Genomic DNA, 16,703 nt, shown 5'->3' on the forward strand with positions numbered 1-16,703 from the left:
ATGCTGACCGCAGAGACAATCGGTGTGTGGCGCGGCGGCCGCTGGCTGGTCGAAGGGATTTCGCTGGACGTTGCCCCGGGCGCCCGGATTGCCATCCTCGGTCCGAACGGGGCGGGCAAGTCGACGCTCCTGAAGGTGCTGGTCGGCGAGACTCCGCCCGACACTGGCCGGGTCTTGCTCGATGGCACGGATCTCCAGAGGATGCCGAGGTCGGTGCTGGCACGCCGGCGGGCGGTGCTGCCGCAGGCGTCGGTGCTGACGTTTCCGTTCACCGTGCGCGAGGTTGCCGCGCTCGGCGTCACCGTGCCGGCCTTTCCGATCGACCGGACGACGCAGCTGCGGCTCGTCGAGCGTGCGCTGGCGGCGGTCGGGCTCGCCGCCCTGTCCGAGGCGACCTTCGACACGCTGTCAGGAGGCGAGAAGCAGCGGGCTCAGCTGGCCAGGGTCCTGTGCCAGTTGTGGGCATGCGAAGCGCAGGGGCCGATGCCGCTGCTGTTCCTCGACGAACCGACGGCGAGCCAGGATCTCGCTCAGCAGCTGGCGATTCTCCAGGTGGCGTCCGAGCACGCGCGTCGGGGCGGCGCGGTGGTCGCGATCCTGCACGACATCAATCTTGCGGCCGCGTGGGCGGACCGGCTTCTGGTGCTGAGCAAGGGGCGCCTCTACGCCGACGGCCGGCCGCAAAACGTCGTGACGCAGGCGATGCTGGCGGACGTGTTCAGGGTCGGGCTGTCGCCGGGTGCGCTGCCCGACGGGTCGGTGCCGTTCGTGCTGCCTCAGACGGCGGTGCGTTTGGACGAGACGGACGCCGTTCCGTCGGTGTTCTGAGGCTGGACCAGCGAGACCGACTGTCCGTCGATGAAGTCGGTGAGCAGGTGGCTGTCGAGGTGCGTCAGGAAGGCCTCCCACGCACCGTCCATCAGCGGCATGATTCCATCGGTGGTGTCGTCGCGCGTCTCGAACGATTCGAGTGCGCGCACGGCGCCGCCGATCGAGATTTCGGCCGGTTCGCACGCCAGGCGCACGCCGCCGCTGCGCCCGCGCACCGTGGCGACGAGGTTGGTTTTCGTCAAAAGATTCACTAGCTTGAAGGCATAGGCCTCGGGGATCCCGGCGAGCCTTGCGATCTCGGTGATTGGCGTCAGGTCTGGATGATGGCGGCCGCACCAGACAAGAATGCGAATGGCGTTGTTGGTCTGTTGTGAAAGTCGCATGGGGGCCTTCGCGCGTGTCGCAGACGTGACTCTAGTCGATGTCGTGCGTCCGGTCGACAACGCAGCCCAAAGACTTTGCATTCGCCCCCGGATTGGCCGTCGCGGCCGACCAGGTCGCGACGGGCAGTCGGTCCGGGAGGGGACGGCTATGCGCGTCAGCCTTCCAGCGTCGCGTCGAGGCTGATGTCGGCCTTGATGACCTTTGAGAGGGGGCAATTTTCCTTGGCGGCGGTCGCGAGCTTCTGGAAGGTCGCATCGTCGGTGCCGGGGATCTTCGCCTTGAGCGTCAGCTGCACCGCGGTGATCGAGAAGCCGCCATCGACCTGATCGAGCGACACTTTGGCGGTCGTCTGCATCTCGTCGGCGGTCAGGCCGGCTTCGCCGAGAATCAGCGACAGCGCCATCGTGAAGCAGCCGGCATGAGCGGCGCCGAGAAGCTCTTCCGGGTTGGTGCCCGGCTCGCCCTCGAAGCGTGCCTTGAAGCCGTAGGGCTGATCCTTCAGCGCGCCGCTCTGGGTGGAGATCGATCCGCGGCCGTCCTTGAGGCCGCCGGACCACTTGGCAGAAGCAGTGCGATTGATCGTCATGGAGATACCTTTCTGATCGGGGAGCAGAACTGCCGCCCACTGTCGCTAAATGTCCTCTGCCGCGCTGCCTTCAATGGGCAATCACGCGGCTCCCCTCGTCTCATCGCATCTCCAGATCGTAGTGAAAGCCATCGGTGGCGCACAGGCTCATGCGCCATTCGACCGGGTCACCGATCACCGAAAAGGCCGTTCGCTCGATGGCGAGCACCGGAGCCCCCTCGGCCAGTTGCAGCCGTGCCGCCGCGTCGCTGTCGGCCGAGACGGCTTTCAGGCGTTCCGACGCCCGGGCGATGCTCACCCCGTAGTCATGGGCGAACAGGCCGTAGAGGTTGTTCGGCAGGTCCTTGCGCGCCTCCAGGCCCGGGAAGCGGGCGGCCGGCAGGCTGAGGCGCTCGGCGATCACCGGCCGCCCGCCGAGGCTGCGCGTGCGCTGGATCCGGACGACCCGGTCGCCCGCTGCAAGGGCCAGCCGGTCGGCCTCGTCGCGGCTTGCCTCTTCCAGGCGGACCGACTCCACCTCGCTCTCTGGAAACACGTGGCTGCCGTCGTCGCCGGTCAGCCGAAAGAAGTGGAACAGCACGCGCTCGTCGTCCTGCCGGGCAACGAAGGTGCCACGGCCCTGGCGACGCACGATGAGGTTCTCCGCCGCCATGGCATCGAGAGCCTTGCGGACGGTGCCCTGGCTGACGGCCAGCGAGCTGGCCAGTTCCTGTTCGCTGGGCAGCATGGCGCCGGGCGCCCAGACGCCCTCGGAGAGGCGGCGTGTCAGGATATCGCGCACCTGCTTGTAGAGCGGGCGGAAGCCCGGCGGGTCTTCGGCGTCCGGGATGTCCGAGACGGCAGTGCCGGCCTTCCCAGCCCCTTTCATCAATCTCTCTCCCGGCGCCATTGACAATCGATCTCGTATCTTATGTCTTATATAAGACCTGTCGGAGCAGGCTATACCAATTTACGGGGAGTTGAAACGGGATGAGCGTTCCGCACCTCCTGGTGCATGACAAGGCCGACAATGTCGGCGTCGTGGTCATCGAGGATCTCAAAGCCGGGACCGACATGCTCTGTGTCGTGACCGAAGACAATTCGGATTTCCACCTTACGGCGAAACACGACGTGCCGATCGGCCACAAGATCGCTCTCAAGGCGCTGAAGGCCGGCGACACGGCGACCAAGTACGGTCAGGACATCGGCAAGATCGTGCAGGACGTCGAAGAGGGCGGCCACGTCCACGTGCACAATCTGAAGACGAAGCGCTGGTAGGGAGGCGAATTCGATGGCAACCGCATACGACGAGCTTACCGTTCAGGGCTACCGCCGCGAGAACGGCCGCGTCGGCGTCCGCAATCACGTGGTCATCCTGCCGGTGGACGACATCTCGAACGCCGCCTGCGAGGCGGTGGCGAACAACATCAAGGGCACGCTGGCCCTGCCGCACGCCTACGGACGGCTGCAGTTCGGCGAGGACCTCGACCTGCATTTCCGCACGATGATCGGCACCGGCGCCAACCCGAACGTGGCCGCCGTGGTGGTCATCGGCATCGAGCCGGGCTGGACGCAGGTGATCGCCGACGGCATCGCCAAGACCGGCAAGCCGGTGGCGGCGTTCTCGATCGAGCAGAACGGCGATCTGAAGACGATCATGAACGCCTCCCGCGCGGCGAAGGACTTCGTCCACTGGGCGACCGAGCTCCAGCGCGAGAGCTGCCCGGTCTCCGATCTGTGGATCTCCACCAAGTGCGGCGAGTCCGACACCACGACCGGTCTCGGCTCGTGCCCGACCGTCGGCAACATGTACGACAAGCTGATGCCGCACGGCATCTACGGCTGCTTCGGCGAGACCTCTGAGCTGACCGGCGCGGAGCATCTCTGCGAGGCGCGCGCGGCCAACCCGGAGGCGGCGAAGAAGTTCAAGGCCACCTGGCAGGCCTACATGGACGACGTGATCGAGCCGTTCAAGACGAGCGATCTGTCGGAATCCCAGCCGACCAAGGGCAACATCGAGGGCGGCCTGACCACCATCGAGGAGAAGGCGCTCGGCAACCTGGAGAAGATCGGCCGGGAGTGCAGCTACATCGACGTCCTGGAGCCGGCCGAGGCGCCGGCCAAGGGCCCGGGCCTCTACTTCATGGACACCTCCTCGGCGGCCGCCGAGTGCGTGACCCTGATGGGGGCTGCCGGCTACGTCGTGCACACCTTCCCGACCGGGCAGGGCAACGTCATCGGCAACCCGATCGTGCCGGTGATCAAGATCACCGCGAACCCGCGCACCATCCGCACCATGTCCGAGCACGTCGATGTCGACGTGTCGGGGGTGCTCCGCCGCGAGATGACCATCTCCGACGCCGGCGACTCGCTCATCGACATGGTCGTGCGGACCGCCAATGGACGCTCGACGGCGGCGGAGGCCCTCGGCCACCGCGAGTTCGTGATGACGAAGCTCTATCGGAGCGCCTGATCGACTGTCGCGCCCGGGTCGGTAACGGCCCGGGCGTTTTGCTGTTGCCGTCCGGCAAACCTATTGCCACCCTAGCGGGTGTTGGACGAACGAATATTCCCCATCAAGGGGCAACAAAGGCACACCCTTCGGCGAACCGTCACAAGGGCCGCGCTAAGAACACGTCGACATCCATTCTCTCTGGGAGGAGCTATCATGAAGAACACACGTCGTCTGATCGGGGCCGGTCTTGCGCTGGCCTTTTTCGCCGGTGCCGCGGGCATGGCCCAGGCCCAGGATTTCCCCGACAAAGCCGTCGACTACGTCATCCCGTTCGGCCCGGGCGGTGAATCCGACATTTCCGCGCGACTGCAGCAGCCCTATTTCAAGCAGATGTTCGGTGAGGACCTCGTCGTGTCCTACAAGCCGGGCGGTGGTGGCGCCGTGGGCTGGTCGCAGCTCAACTCCTACAACGGGGACGGCTACACGATCATGGGCATCAACCTGCCGCATATCGTGATCCAGCCCGCCCAGAAGGATGTGGGCTATACCACCGACGACATCGTCGGCATCTACTGGTTCCACTACACGCCGGACGCGATCGTCGTGCCCGCCGACAGCGACTTCAAGACGCTGCAGGACCTGATCGACTACGCCAAGGAGAACCCTGGCCAGGTCACCTTCTCCGGATCCGGCAAGGGCACCGCGAACCATCTCGCGTCCGTGCGCTTCGACGACATGGCGGGTATCAAGACCACCTACGTGCCGTTCAAGGGCACCGGCGCGGCCGTGACGGCGATGCTCGGCGACCAGGTCAAGGCCGAATGGGGCTACACCACAGTGGGCGCCCAGCAGGGCGACAAGGTGCGCATGCTCGCGGTCGCCATGGACGAGCGCCACCCGTCGTTCCCGGACGTGCCGACCTTCAAGGAGCTCGGCTTCGACCTCGTCGGCGGCGCCTATCGCGGCATCGCCGTGCCGAAGTCCACGCCCGAAGAGCTGCGCCAGAAGTGGTCGGACATGATCGGCGAGATCAACGCCGATCCGAAGTTCCAGAAGCAGATGCTCGACGGTGGCTTCGCCCTGATGGACGTGCCCTACAAGGACGTGCCCGCCTTCATGAAGGCGCGCGAGGACGAGTACGTGAAGGCCGGCAAGTCGGCCGGCATTCTGAAGTAAGGACCCTCTCGATCCTGTGAGGTCCCTCCCGGCGGCGGCCTGCCGCTGCCGGGAGGATCCGGACCCCAAACCGGCGGTTCGCACGATCGGGGCGGGCATTCGTGCCCCCGCCCAAACGCTTCCGCTTATCAGATCGATCATCGTCGCCGCGCCGGGCATCGTCCGCAGCAGAGGCACGATCCAGGAACGAGGCCGCGATGCTCGGAGAGCACCTGGCGCAGGCTCTGACGCTGACCAACGTGCTGCTGGCACTGGGCGGCGTCGCAGCCGGGACGATCATCGGATCGATCCCGGGACTGACCGCGACGATGGCGGTGGCGGTTCTGGTCCCGCTGACGTTCACCATGCCTCCCGCATCCGCACTCATTCTGCTGGGCGCGATCTACACCGGCGCCATCTACGGCGGCGCCTATTCGGCGATCCTGCTCAACACCCCCGGCACGCCGTCGGCGATCGGCACCACCTTCGACGGCTACCCGATGGCCAAGCGCGGCGACGGCGACCTGGCGGTCACCCTCGCATGTCTCGCCAGCGTGGTCGGCGGCCTCGTCGGCGCGCTGTTCCTGCTGACGCTGTCGCCGCCGCTTTCCGAGGTCGCGCTGGCCTTCGGGCCGGTGGAATATTTCTGGCTGGCGATCTTCGGGCTGTCGCTGATCGCGGCGCTGTCGGAGGGGGCGCTGGCCAAGGGGCTCATCGGCGCCTGTTTCGGGCTGCTGCTCTCTTGCGTCGGCGTTGCCGAGATCAGCGCCGACGTGCGGCTTACCTTCGGCAGTCAGACCATGATCGGCGGCATCGAGGTGGTCTCGGCGCTGATCGGTCTCTACTGCATTCCCGTGCTGATCGATCTCGTCGCCACGCCCGACCGCCATCTGAAGGTCGAGGCCGAGCAGCGCGGCTTCCGGCTCGCGGAGGCCCTGCCGGTCGTCTGGCGCGAAAAGATCAATCTGGTCCGCAGCTCCATCATCGGCACCGTCGTCGGCATCCTTCCCGGCGCTGGCGGATCGGTCGCGGGCCTGGTCGCCTATGCCGAGGCCCGGCGGGCGGCGCGGCCGGGCCAGAAATACGGCAGCGGCGAGCCGGGCGGCATCATCGCGACGGAATCGGCCAACAACGCCACCGTCGGCGGCGGTCTGATCCCGACCCTGGTTCTGGGCATTCCCGGCACGCCGCCGGACGCGGTGATCCTCGGCGCGCTGCTGGTGCAGGGCGTGCGCACCGGACCGCAACTCTTCGAGACCCAGAGCTCGATCGTCTATACCTTCATCTACGGGCTGTTCCTGGCGACGCTGCTGATGCTGCCCGTCGGCCTGCTGATCGGCCGTTACGCCTACAAGACCGTGGTCACGCTGCCGAAGGCGCTGCTGGTGCCGTCGGTTGCCTTCATGACGATCATCGGCTCCTACGCGATCCGCAACTCCGTCTCCGACGTGATCGTCATGATCTCGCTCGGTACGGTCGGCTGGGTGCTGGGCCGGGTGGGCATCGCCGCCTCGCCGATCGTGCTCGGCATCATCCTGGGGCCGATCGCGGAGCAGGGCTTCGTGCAGGCCTGGACCATCGGGTCGGCGACCGGCGACCTTTGGAGCATGTTCTTCGGCCGGCCGATCTCGCTCGGCATCATCCTGTTCACGCTGGTCTCGCTGTTCCTGCCGCTGCTGCAGGCCCGGGCCGCGCGCCGGAGGGCGAACAATGCAGACTGACGCACCCCAGACCAATGCCCGCGACATCGGCGGCATGGCCGCCGCGGCGGTGTTCATCGTGGTCGGTGCCATCGCGCTCTACGACACCACGACGTATGCCGACATCGATTCCGCCGTCTTCCCGAGGGCAGTCTCCATCGGCCTGGTGCTCTCGTCGCTCGGCTATCTGATCTACGCGCTGCTGCCGGGACCGCGCACCCTGCGGGAGAAGGGGGGCTCCACCCCGCGCCGGGTGGCGCTCGTCGCCGTCATGCTCCTTTCGGTGATCGCCATGCCGTGGATCGGCTTCCTGGCATCGGGGATCATCGCCTTTCTCTGCCTGATCGTCGTCGCCATGCACGATCCGTGGACGCCGCGGAACATGCTCCTCTATCCGGTCATCGGCATCGTCATCGTCGGCGGCTTCTTCGCGCTCTTCCGTTACGGCCTGCAGGTGCCGCTGCCGGAAGCCCGCCTCTTCTGAACCAGCAAATCATCGGGCAGGACTATGCGTATTGTGGACATCCGCGAGCGGACGGCGTCGATCGAATCGGCGATCTCCAACGCGTACATCAGCTTCGACAAGATGACCGTCAGCGTGGTCGCGGTGATCACCGACCAGGTGCTGGACGGCAAGCCGCTGGTGGGCTTCGGATTCTCCTCCAACGGCCGCTACGCCCAGGGCGGCATCCTGCGCGAGCGGTTCATTCCGCGGATCATGGAGGCGGCGCCGGAGAGCCTGCTCGACGAGAGTGGCGCCAACCTGGATGCGCTCAAGGTCTCCTGCACCGCGCTGACCAACGAGAAGCCCGGCGGCCACGGCGACCGGGCGGTTGCGGCCGGCGCACTCGACATGGCGGTGTGGGACGTGGTGGCCAAGCAGGCGGGGCAGCCGCTGTGGCGCCTGCTCGCCGACCGCTACTCCGGAGGAACCGCCGACGAGACGGTGATGGTCTACCCGGGCGGCGGTTACTACTACCCGGGCAAGGGTCTCGACGCGCTGCAGGACGAGATGCGCGGCTACCAGGATGCCGGCTATTCGATCGTCAAGATGAAGATCGGCGGGGCGCCGCTCGCCGACGACCTGAAGCGCATCGAGGCGGTGCTCGACGTGGTCGGCGGCGGCCACAACCTGGCGGTCGATGCCAACGGCCGGTTCGACCTGGAGACGGCGCTCGCCTACGGCAGGGGCGTCGCCCCCTACGGCCTGTTCTGGTACGAGGAGGCCGGCGATCCTCTCGACTATGCTTTGAATGCCGCGCTTTCAGAGCACTATCCGGGTCCCATCGCCACCGGCGAGAACCTGTTCTCCCATCAGGACCTGCGCAACCTGCTGCGCTACGGCGGGATGCGGCCGGACCGGGACTGGATCCAGCTCGACCCGGCGCTCTCCTACGGCCTGTCGGAATATCTGAACGTGCTCGACGTGGTCGACCAGATGGGCTGGTCGCGGCGGCGTTTCATCCCCCATGGCGGCCACCAGTTCGCTCTCAACATGGCCGCCGGCCTCGGGCTCGGCGGGTCGGAATCCTATCCCGGCGTGTTCCATCCGTTCGGCGGCTTTGCCGACGACAGCGAGATCCGCGACGGCCGCGCCACCCTGCACGACACGCCGGGCATCGGCATCGAGCTGAAGCGCGTCCTCCACGACCATCTGCGCGACATCCTGGAGATCGACTGACCATGGCCGACGTCGTCATCACCGAATTCATGGACACGCCTGCCGTCGACCTCCTGCGCAAGCGTGTCTCCGTCCATCACGATCCGTCGCTCGCCGACCGTCCGGCGGAGATCCCCGCGCTGCTGGCCGAGGCGCGGGCGATCATCGTGCGCAACCGCACCCAGGTGACGGCGGAGATGCTCGCCGCGGCGCCGAAGCTGGAGGCGGTGGGCCGCCTTGGCGTCGGCCTCGACAACATCGATGTGGCGGCCTGCAAGGTGCGCGGCGTGAAGGTGTTCCCGGCGACCGGGGCCAACGCGGTCGCGGTGGCGGAATACGTGATGGCCGCAGCGCTGGTGCTGGTGCGCGGCTCCTACACCTCCACCGAGCGCCTCGTCGCCGGGGAATGGCCACGCGCCGAGCTCGTCGGCGGCGAACTCTACGGCCGGACCATGGGCCTCGTCGGATTCGGCGGGATCGCCCGCGAGGTCGCCGTGCGTGCCAAGGCGTTCGGCATGATCGTTGCCGCCTACGACCCGTTCGTGGCGGACGGCGACCCTGCCTGGCAGGGCACCGAGCGGGTGGCGGCGCTGGACGAACTGGCCGCGCGCGCCGACGTCGTCAGCCTGCACATCCCGCTCTCCGATGCGACGCGCAACCTGTTCGGGGAGACGACCATCACGGCGATGAAGGACACGGCGATCCTGATCAACACCGCCCGCGGCGGCGTCGTCGACGAACCGGCCCTGGCCGCCGCCCTGAAGGACGGCCGGCTTGCCGGCGCGGCGCTGGACGTGTTTGCCGGCGAGCCGCTCGATGCGGCCAAGGGCGGTGTCTTCGCCGGCTGTCCCAACCTGATCCTCACGCCGCACATCGCCGGAGTTACCGACGAGGCAAATGTCCGGGTAAGCTGGATGACCGCCGAGAGCATTCTGACCGCGCTGGAGACCGGCCGATGAGCGACACCACCGTCAGCCTCGAAGTTGCCCGCGCCTACGTCGCCCGCGTTCTCGAGGGGCATCGCACCAGCGCGGACAACGCCGCCCTGGTGGCCGATGCGCTGGTGCTGGCCGAAGCCGACGGGCTGAAGGGCCACGGCCTGTCGCGCCTCGACAGCTATTCCGCCCAGGCGGCATCCGGCAAGGTCGACGGCCAGGCCACGCCGACCGTCGATCACCGGGCGGCCGCGGCGATCGCCGTCGACGGCGCCAACGGCTTCGCCTATCCGGCGATCGACGTGGCGCTCACCGAGCTCGAGGCGCTGACGCCGAAGACTGGTGTGGCGGCGGCAGGCATTCGCCGCTCGCACCACTGCGGCGCGGCGGGGCACCACGTGGAGCGGCTCGCCCGCTACGGGCTGGTCGGGCTGATGTTCGCCAACACGCCCGAGGCGATCGCGCCGTGGGGCGGCTCGAAGGCGGTGTTCGGCACCAACCCGATCGCGTTTGCGGTGCCGGTCGAGGGCGCCGAGCCGCTGGTGGTCGATCTGTCGCTCTCGAAGGTGGCGCGCGGCAACATCATGAAGGCGAAGCAGGAGGGCAAGCCGATCCCCGAAGGCTGGGCGCTCGGCCCGGACGGCGCGCCGACCACCGATCCGGAAGCGGCGCTCAAGGGCACCATGGTCGCCATGGGGGACGCCAAGGGCGCGGCGCTGGCGCTGGTGGTCGAGATCCTGGCCGCCGGCCTCACCGGGGCCAACTTCGCCCCGGAGGCAACCAACTTCTTCGATGCGGATGGCGCGCCTCCCGGCACCGGGCAGCTGATCCTGGCATTCTCGCCGCCGGCGTTCGGCGGCGACGGGTTCGCCGCGCGGATGGCGGTGCTCGCGGGGCTGATCGAAGGACAGGACGGGGCCCGGCTTCCCGGCCGCCGCCGCTTCGACAACCGCGAGAGGGCCCGGCGGGAGGGGATCGTGCTGCCGGCCGCGATGATCGCGAAGTTCGGCGCCGTTTGAGACGGCACGGCTGCGTCGATCGCCCCGGCCGGCGGACTCTGGTGTGAATCTCGTCGCGGTCCGATCAGGTGCCTCACCCGATCGGACGGGCGTTCAGTGCGCCATGAACACGGGCATGGGCGATTCGGCGATCAGATAGCGCGTGGCGCCGCCGAAGATCATCTGCCGCAGCCGGCTCTGGGTGTAGGCGCCTTTCACCAGCAGATCGCAGCCAAAGCTCTTCGCTTCGGCGAGGATTGTCTCGCCGGAGCGGATCTTGCCGTCCGGCAGCAGCTTCAGCTCGGAGGCGATGCCGTTCTCCGCGAGCCGCCGCTGAATCTGCGCGCCGCCGGGGCGGTGGCCGAGCCCGCCATCGTCGGCAAAGACCACCGCGCGGCTGGCGAGGCGCATCAGCGGCTTGGCAAAGGCGATGGTCCGGGCGGTCTCGCTCGATCCATTCCAGACGATGCCGACGGTCGCCCCGAAGGCCTCGACCGGTACCTGCGGGCCCACCAGGATCGGTCCGCCGCTGTCGAACAGCGCTGCCTCCAGCGAGGTGATGGAGCTGCCGGCTGCCTTCACGCTCGGCTGGCCGACGAGGGTCAGGTCGAACGACCGGCCGAAACAGCCGAGAAACTCGTCCCCGCTGGCCGGTTCCGTGTGCCAGCGGAAGCGCGCTCCGCTGCCGACCGGAGCGCCCGGCATTTCGGCCCGGGCGAGGCCGGCTTCGGTCATGATCCGATCGAACAGCGCATGGGCATCTGCCTCGGAACGCTGATCGTCCCAGTCGGGATCCGTGACGATCGCGACGCTCGCCGGGTCCCAGCCGATTGCGGCGATGTGCGGCCGTCGCAGCGCGAAGCCGGTGACCACCGCATCGAACTTGCCCGCGAGCTTTGCGGCAAGCGAGAGGAGCCGCCCGCTGGAATCGTGCGACTCGACGGGCACCAGGATCGTTTTCATGCGTCCTCCCCGGAACGGAACATCCGATTGGAGCATTTCGAACCCGAATGGACCTGCGGGACGTTCCCAATTGGCGGAATCGTCATAGAGTTGGACCCGCCTCGGGTCGCGCGGTGGAACATGGCGTTCCGCCCGTGCTCTAAAATGCTTCTCTCCTTCGATTCTGCGTGCATTTTTCCCTCAGAAATTTTTGAAAGTCCCGCCTGCGATGTCCACGTCCGAGCCCGAATCCCCCTCCGAATCCGGACCTGAACAGCGTAGCGGTTTTCTGACCGTCTTTCCCTCGATCATTCTGCCGATCTTTCTGGCCGTGGTCGATCAGACAATCGTCGCCACCGCGCTTCCGGCGATCGCAACCACCTTCGGCGAGGTCGACCGGCTTTCCTGGGTGGTGGTTTCCTATCTGGTGGCGGCGACGATCGCGGCGCCGGTCTATGGCCGGCTCGGCGATGTCCTCGGCCGCAGACGGCTGATGTTCGTCGCGCTGGCGGTCTACATCGTCGCTTCGGTCGTCTGCGCGCTCTCCATTTCCATCGAGATGCTGACCTTCGGCCGCATCCTGCAGGGGATCGGAGGCGGCGGCCTCATGACCCTCTCGCAGGCGCTGGTGGGAGAGACCGTCACGCCGCGCGAACGCGCCCGGTACCAGGGCTACATCGCCACCGTGGCCGTGACGTCCAGCACCTTCGGACCGGTCGCCGGCGGCATCCTCACCCAGCATTTCGGCTGGCAGTCGGTGTTCCTCATCAACCTGCCGCTCGGCGCCCTTGCCGTCCTGCTGGCCCTCAAGCTGCCGAAGCGCCCGGGCTCCGGCGAATCGTTCCGCTTCGACGGAATGGGGCTGTTCTGGTTCGCCGCCTTCATCAGCTGCGTGCTGATCATGCTCGAGCAGGTGCAGGACGTGTTCCTCGGCAACTGGTTCTGGCAGACGGTGCTGCTGATCGCCGCAATCGCCTCGGTCGTCTTGCTGTTCCGGCGCGAGCGGCGCGCGCCGTCGCCGCTGCTGCCGCTGCCGCTGATGGGCAATCCGGCCGTCTGGCGCTGCGATGCGCTGGCGGCCTGCCACGGCGGCATGCTGGTCTCCCTCATCACCTACCTGCCGTTCTTCTACCGGGTCGCCCACGGCGCGTCGGCGGCCGAAACGGGCCTGTTGCTGCTGCCGCTGACGGCCGGCATCGGCCTGGGGTCGCTGGTCACCGGCCGGATCGTCGGTCGCACCGGCATGACGGCCATCTTCCCGTCGTGGGGGCTGACGTCGGCGGTCACGATCCTCGTCTTCATCGCGTTCGCCGCTCCCCATCTCGGCACGAACCAGATCGCCGGCGTGTTCGGGCTGCTCGCGCTGAGCATGGGAACGGTGATGGGCGTGGTGCAGCTGACCGTCCAGCTCGGTGCCGGCGCCAAGCAGCTAGGAGCGGGGGCGGCGACGGTGCAGTTCTCGCGTTCGCTGGGCGCGGCCGTGGGAACGGCCTTGGTGGGCGTCGTCTTGTTTTCCTCTCTCGCGCTGACGAATCCGGAGGCGGCCGCGGCGTTCGCGAGCCTCGTCCAGGCGGGGCCGGAAGCGCTGGCAAACCTGCCGGCCGAGCAGCAGGCGGCGATCCGCGACGGGTTGGACCTGGCCTTCCGCAATGCCTTCCTGTGCATCGCCTGCTTCGGAACGATCGCGATGTATCTCGCCTGGACGCTGCCGCTGCGCCGGATCTGAGGCGCGCCCCGGACCGGGGGCTGCCGAGCAGGCCTATCCACGACCGAGGCGGAAGACCCGGCGCGCCAGCGACCGGAGCGCCTGCCCATGCAGGCCGTGGGCGCGCTGGACGGCGGGGCGGTGCCGTGGATCGTGAAGCCAGAAATAGCCCAGCATGACCGCCTCCGGCGGGTCGTCCGTGGACGTCGCTACCCCGAGTGGCGCTCGAAGCGCTGGATCGGCCGCGTGCCGGTCCACGGATCCGGATCGGTTTCGGAGACGAGGCGGAAGCCGTGCCGCTCATAGAGGGCGCGCGCGGCGTCCAGCCCGGCGAAGGTGGTCAGATAGGTCCGGGCGTAGCCGCGGTCGTCGACGAAGCGCATCGCACGCTCCATCAGCCGTTTGCCGATGCCGCGGCCGCGCGCCCGGGACGCGATGACGAACCACCGCACCCGTGCCCCGTCGCCGGCGGCGTCCAGTCCGTCCACGGTGATCGTGCCGATGAGCGTTCCCGAGGCGTCGAAAGCGGTGAGGAAGAGGTCGCGGCCGGCGTCGAACCGGGCGATGAACGCGCCGAGCTCGCAGGCAAGAGTCGCCTCGAACGGGGCCCCGAAGGTCCAGTGCGGGCCGTAATAGTCCATGTGGAGGGCGAGGGTGGCGCCGATCGCCCCCGGACGATAGCCATCGAAAACGACCGCGTCGGTCATGTCGGATCCCCCGGACGCGGATCGGCCTCTGCCGCCGCGATCGCGATGGCCGCGAGCCTGCCGGCAAAGGCGTCGGACAGACTGTCGGGGTTCATCAGCAGCCGCTTCCAGACCAGCGCGACAACGATCTCGTTCGCGACCGCAGCGGAGCCTCGGATCTCGCCGGCCGCCACGGCGGCGTCGACGATCGTTCCCACGAGGTCGGCGCGCCCGATCACGAGGCCCTCGGCGACGGCAGCGCGCGTCGTCGGATCGGCGGGCGAGGCGCCCACCAGGCCGGCGAGGATCGCGCCCGCAGGCGTCTCCCGATAGAGCCGGAAGAGCCGGCGCAGCATCGCCGACAGTCGTTCGACCGCCGGCCCCTCGCCAGGCGCGGCAAGCGCCTGCCGGCTGACAATCTCCGTATAGACCTCGACGTAGAGTGCCGCCTTGGTGGGCCACCAGCGATAGATCGTCTGCTTGCCCGCTCCCGCCTCGGCCGCCACGGCTTCGATCGTCACTGCCGCGTATCCATCGCGGATGACGCATGTTCTGGCGGCATCGAGAATGGTGCGGTGTCTTGCCGTCGAGCGGCGCGGGTTGGAGGCACGGGTCATATTCATTCTGATGAATTTAAACGAAACGAGACGTATCGTCTAGATTGACTGCGAGCCAGCGACCGGGTGCTGAAATGGTGGTGTGGTGACACTCCGCGCCGAGGCCGGTGCGCGCCCTCGTTTACCGTCGACGATCTCATCTGCGCCGTGCACGTGCCCAGGGGCCGTTCATGCGGGAACCTGAGCGACGAAGGCCGGTCGTCGGTGGAGGGCAGGTTGCCATCCGAAGGTGGTCCGGCGACGGGCGCATCGCAGGAATTCCTGATTCCAGCCTTTGAAGCCGCGCGTTTTGTTGCGAATGTGCGACCCATGACGGAGAAACAGACTGAACAGGTGACCTCGACCGGCCGGGCTCGGCGGGCCCTGATCTGGACGGTGATCGCATGGCCCGTGGCGGTCGGCCTGATGGTGCTGGCCGATCAGGGCGCCGACTGGAACAATCCGGTCGTACGCGTGGTGGCGATCCTGGCGCTCCCCGGCATCTTCCTGCTGCGGCTGTGCATTGATCCGCTGCTCCGCAAGCGGGAGCCGGAGCCGCCGGACAACGGCCTTCCGCCGGCCGATCCTCCCCTCTGATGCGTCCGTCCGCTTGTGGCCCGTCGCCATGGGCAGCGCTGGAGGCGGCAGAGATTGCGCCAGTGAATTTCGAAATATCGAACCGGATTCCGCAACGATCGTTCGGCGGATGCGATCGGCTCCACGGCCCGTCCGGGTGGCAGGGCCGCCTCCAAATGGCTCAACCTCTGTCTAGTTTTCGGGCTTGGTGCCCCAAGCTTTGCGCAGCGCCCTGATTCCCGAGGGGCCTCAAACGAATTTCCGTTGCAATATCGAAATTCGCTGACCTATCCTCCCGCCCTGATCTATCGATGTGTGCGGACTTGAGAGGGAGACGGACATGGCGAGACTTGCTGCGACGCTTTTGGCTACGGTGCTGCTCGCCGGGACCGCGGCCGCTGCCGAGCCCCTGAAGCTTGGCTTCGTGGCGCCGATGTCGGGCGCCCAGGCCGAGTATGGCCTGCAGATGATGAACGGGATGAAGACCTACATGGCGCAGCACGGCGACACGGTCGCCGGTCGCCCGGTCGAGATCGTCGTCAAGGACAGCGGCGGCCCCAACCCGGACGTCGCCAAGCGCCTGACCCAGGAGCTCATCGTCCGCGACAAGGTCGACTTCCTCGTCGGCTACGGTTTCAGCCCGAACGCCTTCGCCGCGGCGCCGCTGGCGACGGAATCGAAGACGCCGATGATCATCTTCAACGCGGCGACCTCGAGCATTCCGACCAAGTCGCCCTACATCGCGCGCGTCTCCATGACCCTCGCGCAACACGCGTTCGGCATCGCCAAGTGGGCGAACCAGCAGGACATCAAGACCGTCTACACCCTCTACGCCGACTACGCGCCGGGCCGCGACGCCAACACCCAGTTCACCAAGATCTTCAAGGCCGGCGGCGGCGAGATCGTCGGCGAGATCGCCGTGCCGCTCTCCAGCCCGGACTTCGGGCCCTACATGCAGCGCATCAAGGACGCCAAGCCGGACGCCATCTTCATGTGGTTCCCGTCGGGCGAACTGGCCAACACGATGCTGAAGGCCTACCGGGCCCGCGGCCTCGACACCGACGGCATCAAGGCGCTGGGCACCAGCGATCTGGTCGACGACAATTCTCTCGACTCCATGGGCGACGCCGCCGTCGGCCTGATCACCTCGGCGCATTATTCCGCCGCCCACGACAGCGAGCTGAACAAGAAGTTCATCGCGTCCTACGCCGAAGTCTCCGGCGGCTCGCCGCGGCCGAACTTCATGGCGGTGGCGGCCTATGACGGCCTCGCCGCGATCTACAAGGCGACCGAGGAGTTGGGCGGCGACGTCTCCGACGGGGAGAAGGTGATGAAGCTCCTGACCGGCATGACGTTCGAAAGCCCGCGCGGGCCGATCGAGATCAGCGCCGAGGACCGCGACATCGTCCAGAACATCTACATCCGCGAGACCAAGGCCACGCCCGACGGGCTCTACAACATCGAGTTCGAGACGATGCCGATGGTGGTCGACCCCGGCAAGGAATAGGCGAGGGG

18 protein-coding genes are annotated in these 16,703 nt (G+C 67.6%); 12 read left to right on the forward strand and 6 right to left on the reverse strand.

The genetic code is table 11. The features are described from left to right. Complete coding sequence (locus ACSSVZ_RS00895) at positions 1-828, forward strand: heme ABC transporter ATP-binding protein (protein ID WP_453967712.1); 828 nt, start codon at positions 1-3, stop codon at positions 826-828. On the opposite strand, the gene ACSSVZ_RS00900 is transcribed toward ACSSVZ_RS00895, so the two are convergent. The 3 genes from ACSSVZ_RS00900 to ACSSVZ_RS00910 form a co-directional block, all read right to left on the reverse strand. After that, complete coding sequence (locus tag ACSSVZ_RS00900) at positions 777-1,214, reverse strand: RrF2 family transcriptional regulator (protein ID WP_453967713.1); 438 nt, start codon at positions 1,212-1,214, stop codon at positions 777-779. The genes ACSSVZ_RS00895 and ACSSVZ_RS00900 overlap by 52 nt on opposite strands. A gap of 155 nt (positions 1,215-1,369) precedes the next feature. Then, entirely contained in the window at positions 1,370-1,801 is a 432-nt protein-coding gene (locus ACSSVZ_RS00905) for an OsmC family protein (protein WP_453967714.1), read from the reverse strand. 100 nt (positions 1,802-1,901) lie between these two features. Further along, entirely contained in the window at positions 1,902-2,669 is a 768-nt protein-coding gene (locus ACSSVZ_RS00910) for a GntR family transcriptional regulator (protein ID WP_453967715.1), read from the reverse strand. 101 nt (positions 2,670-2,770) lie between these two features. Between ACSSVZ_RS00910 and ACSSVZ_RS00915 the strand changes: the two genes are divergently transcribed. From ACSSVZ_RS00915 to ACSSVZ_RS00950, 8 genes are all read left to right on the forward strand, one after another. Beyond that, a complete protein-coding gene (locus ACSSVZ_RS00915; protein ID WP_453961901.1) occupies positions 2,771-3,058 on the forward strand; it encodes a UxaA family hydrolase in 288 nt (95 codons plus the stop codon). Between the two features lie 13 nt (positions 3,059-3,071). After that, complete coding sequence (locus ACSSVZ_RS00920; RefSeq protein WP_453967716.1) at positions 3,072-4,253, forward strand: UxaA family hydrolase; 1,182 nt, start codon at positions 3,072-3,074, stop codon at positions 4,251-4,253. Positions 4,254-4,448: 195 nt separating this feature from the next. Then, positions 4,449-5,411 (forward strand): tripartite tricarboxylate transporter substrate binding protein, encoded by a 963-nt coding sequence (locus ACSSVZ_RS00925; protein ID WP_453967717.1) that lies wholly within the window; start codon positions 4,449-4,451, stop codon positions 5,409-5,411. Between the two features lie 197 nt (positions 5,412-5,608). Next, the gene (locus ACSSVZ_RS00930) at positions 5,609-7,111 is read left to right on the forward strand and encodes a tripartite tricarboxylate transporter permease (protein WP_453967718.1); all 1,503 of its coding nucleotides are present in this window, start codon (positions 5,609-5,611) and stop codon (positions 7,109-7,111) included. Then, a complete protein-coding gene (locus ACSSVZ_RS00935) occupies positions 7,101-7,574 on the forward strand; it encodes a tripartite tricarboxylate transporter TctB family protein (RefSeq protein ID WP_453967719.1) in 474 nt (157 codons plus the stop codon). The genes ACSSVZ_RS00930 and ACSSVZ_RS00935 overlap by 11 nt, the downstream gene beginning before the upstream one ends. A gap of 24 nt (positions 7,575-7,598) precedes the next feature. Then, a complete protein-coding gene (locus ACSSVZ_RS00940; RefSeq protein ID WP_453967720.1) occupies positions 7,599-8,771 on the forward strand; it encodes a mandelate racemase/muconate lactonizing enzyme family protein in 1,173 nt (390 codons plus the stop codon). A gap of 2 nt (positions 8,772-8,773) precedes the next feature. Then, the gene (locus tag ACSSVZ_RS00945; RefSeq protein ID WP_453967721.1) at positions 8,774-9,709 is read left to right on the forward strand and encodes a hydroxyacid dehydrogenase; all 936 of its coding nucleotides are present in this window, start codon (positions 8,774-8,776) and stop codon (positions 9,707-9,709) included. Then, positions 9,706-10,704 carry an Ldh family oxidoreductase gene (locus tag ACSSVZ_RS00950; RefSeq protein ID WP_453967722.1) on the forward strand — a complete coding sequence of 333 codons (999 nt, stop codon included), beginning with the start codon at positions 9,706-9,708 and terminating at the stop codon, positions 10,702-10,704. The genes ACSSVZ_RS00945 and ACSSVZ_RS00950 overlap by 4 nt, the downstream gene beginning before the upstream one ends. Positions 10,705-10,797: 93 nt before the next feature. On the opposite strand, the gene ACSSVZ_RS00955 is transcribed toward ACSSVZ_RS00950, so the two are convergent. Next, positions 10,798-11,646, reverse strand: coding sequence for a universal stress protein (locus tag ACSSVZ_RS00955; protein WP_453967723.1), 849 nt, complete (start codon positions 11,644-11,646; stop codon positions 10,798-10,800). A gap of 310 nt (positions 11,647-11,956) precedes the next feature. Between ACSSVZ_RS00955 and ACSSVZ_RS00960 the strand changes: the two genes are divergently transcribed. Then, entirely contained in the window at positions 11,957-13,351 is a 1,395-nt protein-coding gene (locus tag ACSSVZ_RS00960; protein ID WP_453967724.1) for an MFS transporter, read from the forward strand. A 188-nt stretch (positions 13,352-13,539) separates the two neighbouring features. Here ACSSVZ_RS00960 and ACSSVZ_RS00965 read toward each other — a convergent pair whose 3' ends face one another. Further along, a complete protein-coding gene (locus ACSSVZ_RS00965) occupies positions 13,540-14,037 on the reverse strand; it encodes a GNAT family N-acetyltransferase (RefSeq protein WP_453967725.1) in 498 nt (165 codons plus the stop codon). Next, complete coding sequence (locus ACSSVZ_RS00970; protein ID WP_453967726.1) at positions 14,034-14,639, reverse strand: TetR/AcrR family transcriptional regulator C-terminal ligand-binding domain-containing protein; 606 nt, start codon at positions 14,637-14,639, stop codon at positions 14,034-14,036. Before ACSSVZ_RS00970 ends, ACSSVZ_RS00965 begins: the two co-directional genes overlap by 4 nt. A 210-nt stretch (positions 14,640-14,849) precedes the next feature. Here ACSSVZ_RS00970 and ACSSVZ_RS00975 point away from each other — a divergent pair, with 210 nt between their 5' ends. Together ACSSVZ_RS00975 and ACSSVZ_RS00980 are read left to right on the forward strand one after the other, a co-directional pair. Beyond that, entirely contained in the window at positions 14,850-15,209 is a 360-nt protein-coding gene (locus ACSSVZ_RS00975) for a hypothetical protein (RefSeq protein ID WP_453967727.1), read from the forward strand. A gap of 319 nt (positions 15,210-15,528) precedes the next feature. Next, the gene (locus tag ACSSVZ_RS00980; protein WP_453967728.1) at positions 15,529-16,695 is read left to right on the forward strand and encodes an ABC transporter substrate-binding protein; all 1,167 of its coding nucleotides are present in this window, start codon (positions 15,529-15,531) and stop codon (positions 16,693-16,695) included. Positions 16,696-16,703 lie beyond the last annotated feature (8 nt).

The sequence above is a fragment of the Amorphus sp. MBR-141 genome (assembly GCF_053628695.1).

Bases quoted from the DNA above. Each gene is read 5' to 3' on its own strand.
- ACSSVZ_RS00895 (WP_453967712.1), top strand. From the start codon at position 1: ATGCTGACCGCAGAGACAATCGGTGTGTGGCGCGGCGGCCGCTGGCTG.
- ACSSVZ_RS00900 (WP_453967713.1), bottom strand. From the start codon at position 1,214: ATGCGACTTTCACAACAGACCAACAACGCCATTCGCATTCTTGTCTGG.
- ACSSVZ_RS00905 (WP_453967714.1), bottom strand. From the start codon at position 1,801: ATGACGATCAATCGCACTGCTTCTGCCAAGTGGTCCGGCGGCCTCAAG.
- ACSSVZ_RS00910 (WP_453967715.1), bottom strand. From the start codon at position 2,669: ATGAAAGGGGCTGGGAAGGCCGGCACTGCCGTCTCGGACATCCCGGAC.
- ACSSVZ_RS00915 (WP_453961901.1), top strand. From the start codon at position 2,771: ATGAGCGTTCCGCACCTCCTGGTGCATGACAAGGCCGACAATGTCGGC.
- ACSSVZ_RS00920 (WP_453967716.1), top strand. From the start codon at position 3,072: ATGGCAACCGCATACGACGAGCTTACCGTTCAGGGCTACCGCCGCGAG.
- ACSSVZ_RS00925 (WP_453967717.1), top strand. From the start codon at position 4,449: ATGAAGAACACACGTCGTCTGATCGGGGCCGGTCTTGCGCTGGCCTTT.
- ACSSVZ_RS00930 (WP_453967718.1), top strand. From the start codon at position 5,609: ATGCTCGGAGAGCACCTGGCGCAGGCTCTGACGCTGACCAACGTGCTG.
- ACSSVZ_RS00935 (WP_453967719.1), top strand. From the start codon at position 7,101: ATGCAGACTGACGCACCCCAGACCAATGCCCGCGACATCGGCGGCATG.
- ACSSVZ_RS00940 (WP_453967720.1), top strand. From the start codon at position 7,599: ATGCGTATTGTGGACATCCGCGAGCGGACGGCGTCGATCGAATCGGCG.
- ACSSVZ_RS00945 (WP_453967721.1), top strand. From the start codon at position 8,774: ATGGCCGACGTCGTCATCACCGAATTCATGGACACGCCTGCCGTCGAC.
- ACSSVZ_RS00950 (WP_453967722.1), top strand. From the start codon at position 9,706: ATGAGCGACACCACCGTCAGCCTCGAAGTTGCCCGCGCCTACGTCGCC.
- ACSSVZ_RS00955 (WP_453967723.1), bottom strand. From the start codon at position 11,646: ATGAAAACGATCCTGGTGCCCGTCGAGTCGCACGATTCCAGCGGGCGG.
- ACSSVZ_RS00965 (WP_453967725.1), bottom strand. From the start codon at position 14,037: ATGACCGACGCGGTCGTTTTCGATGGCTATCGTCCGGGGGCGATCGGC.
- ACSSVZ_RS00970 (WP_453967726.1), bottom strand. From the start codon at position 14,639: ATGAATATGACCCGTGCCTCCAACCCGCGCCGCTCGACGGCAAGACAC.
- ACSSVZ_RS00980 (WP_453967728.1), top strand. From the start codon at position 15,529: ATGGCGAGACTTGCTGCGACGCTTTTGGCTACGGTGCTGCTCGCCGGG.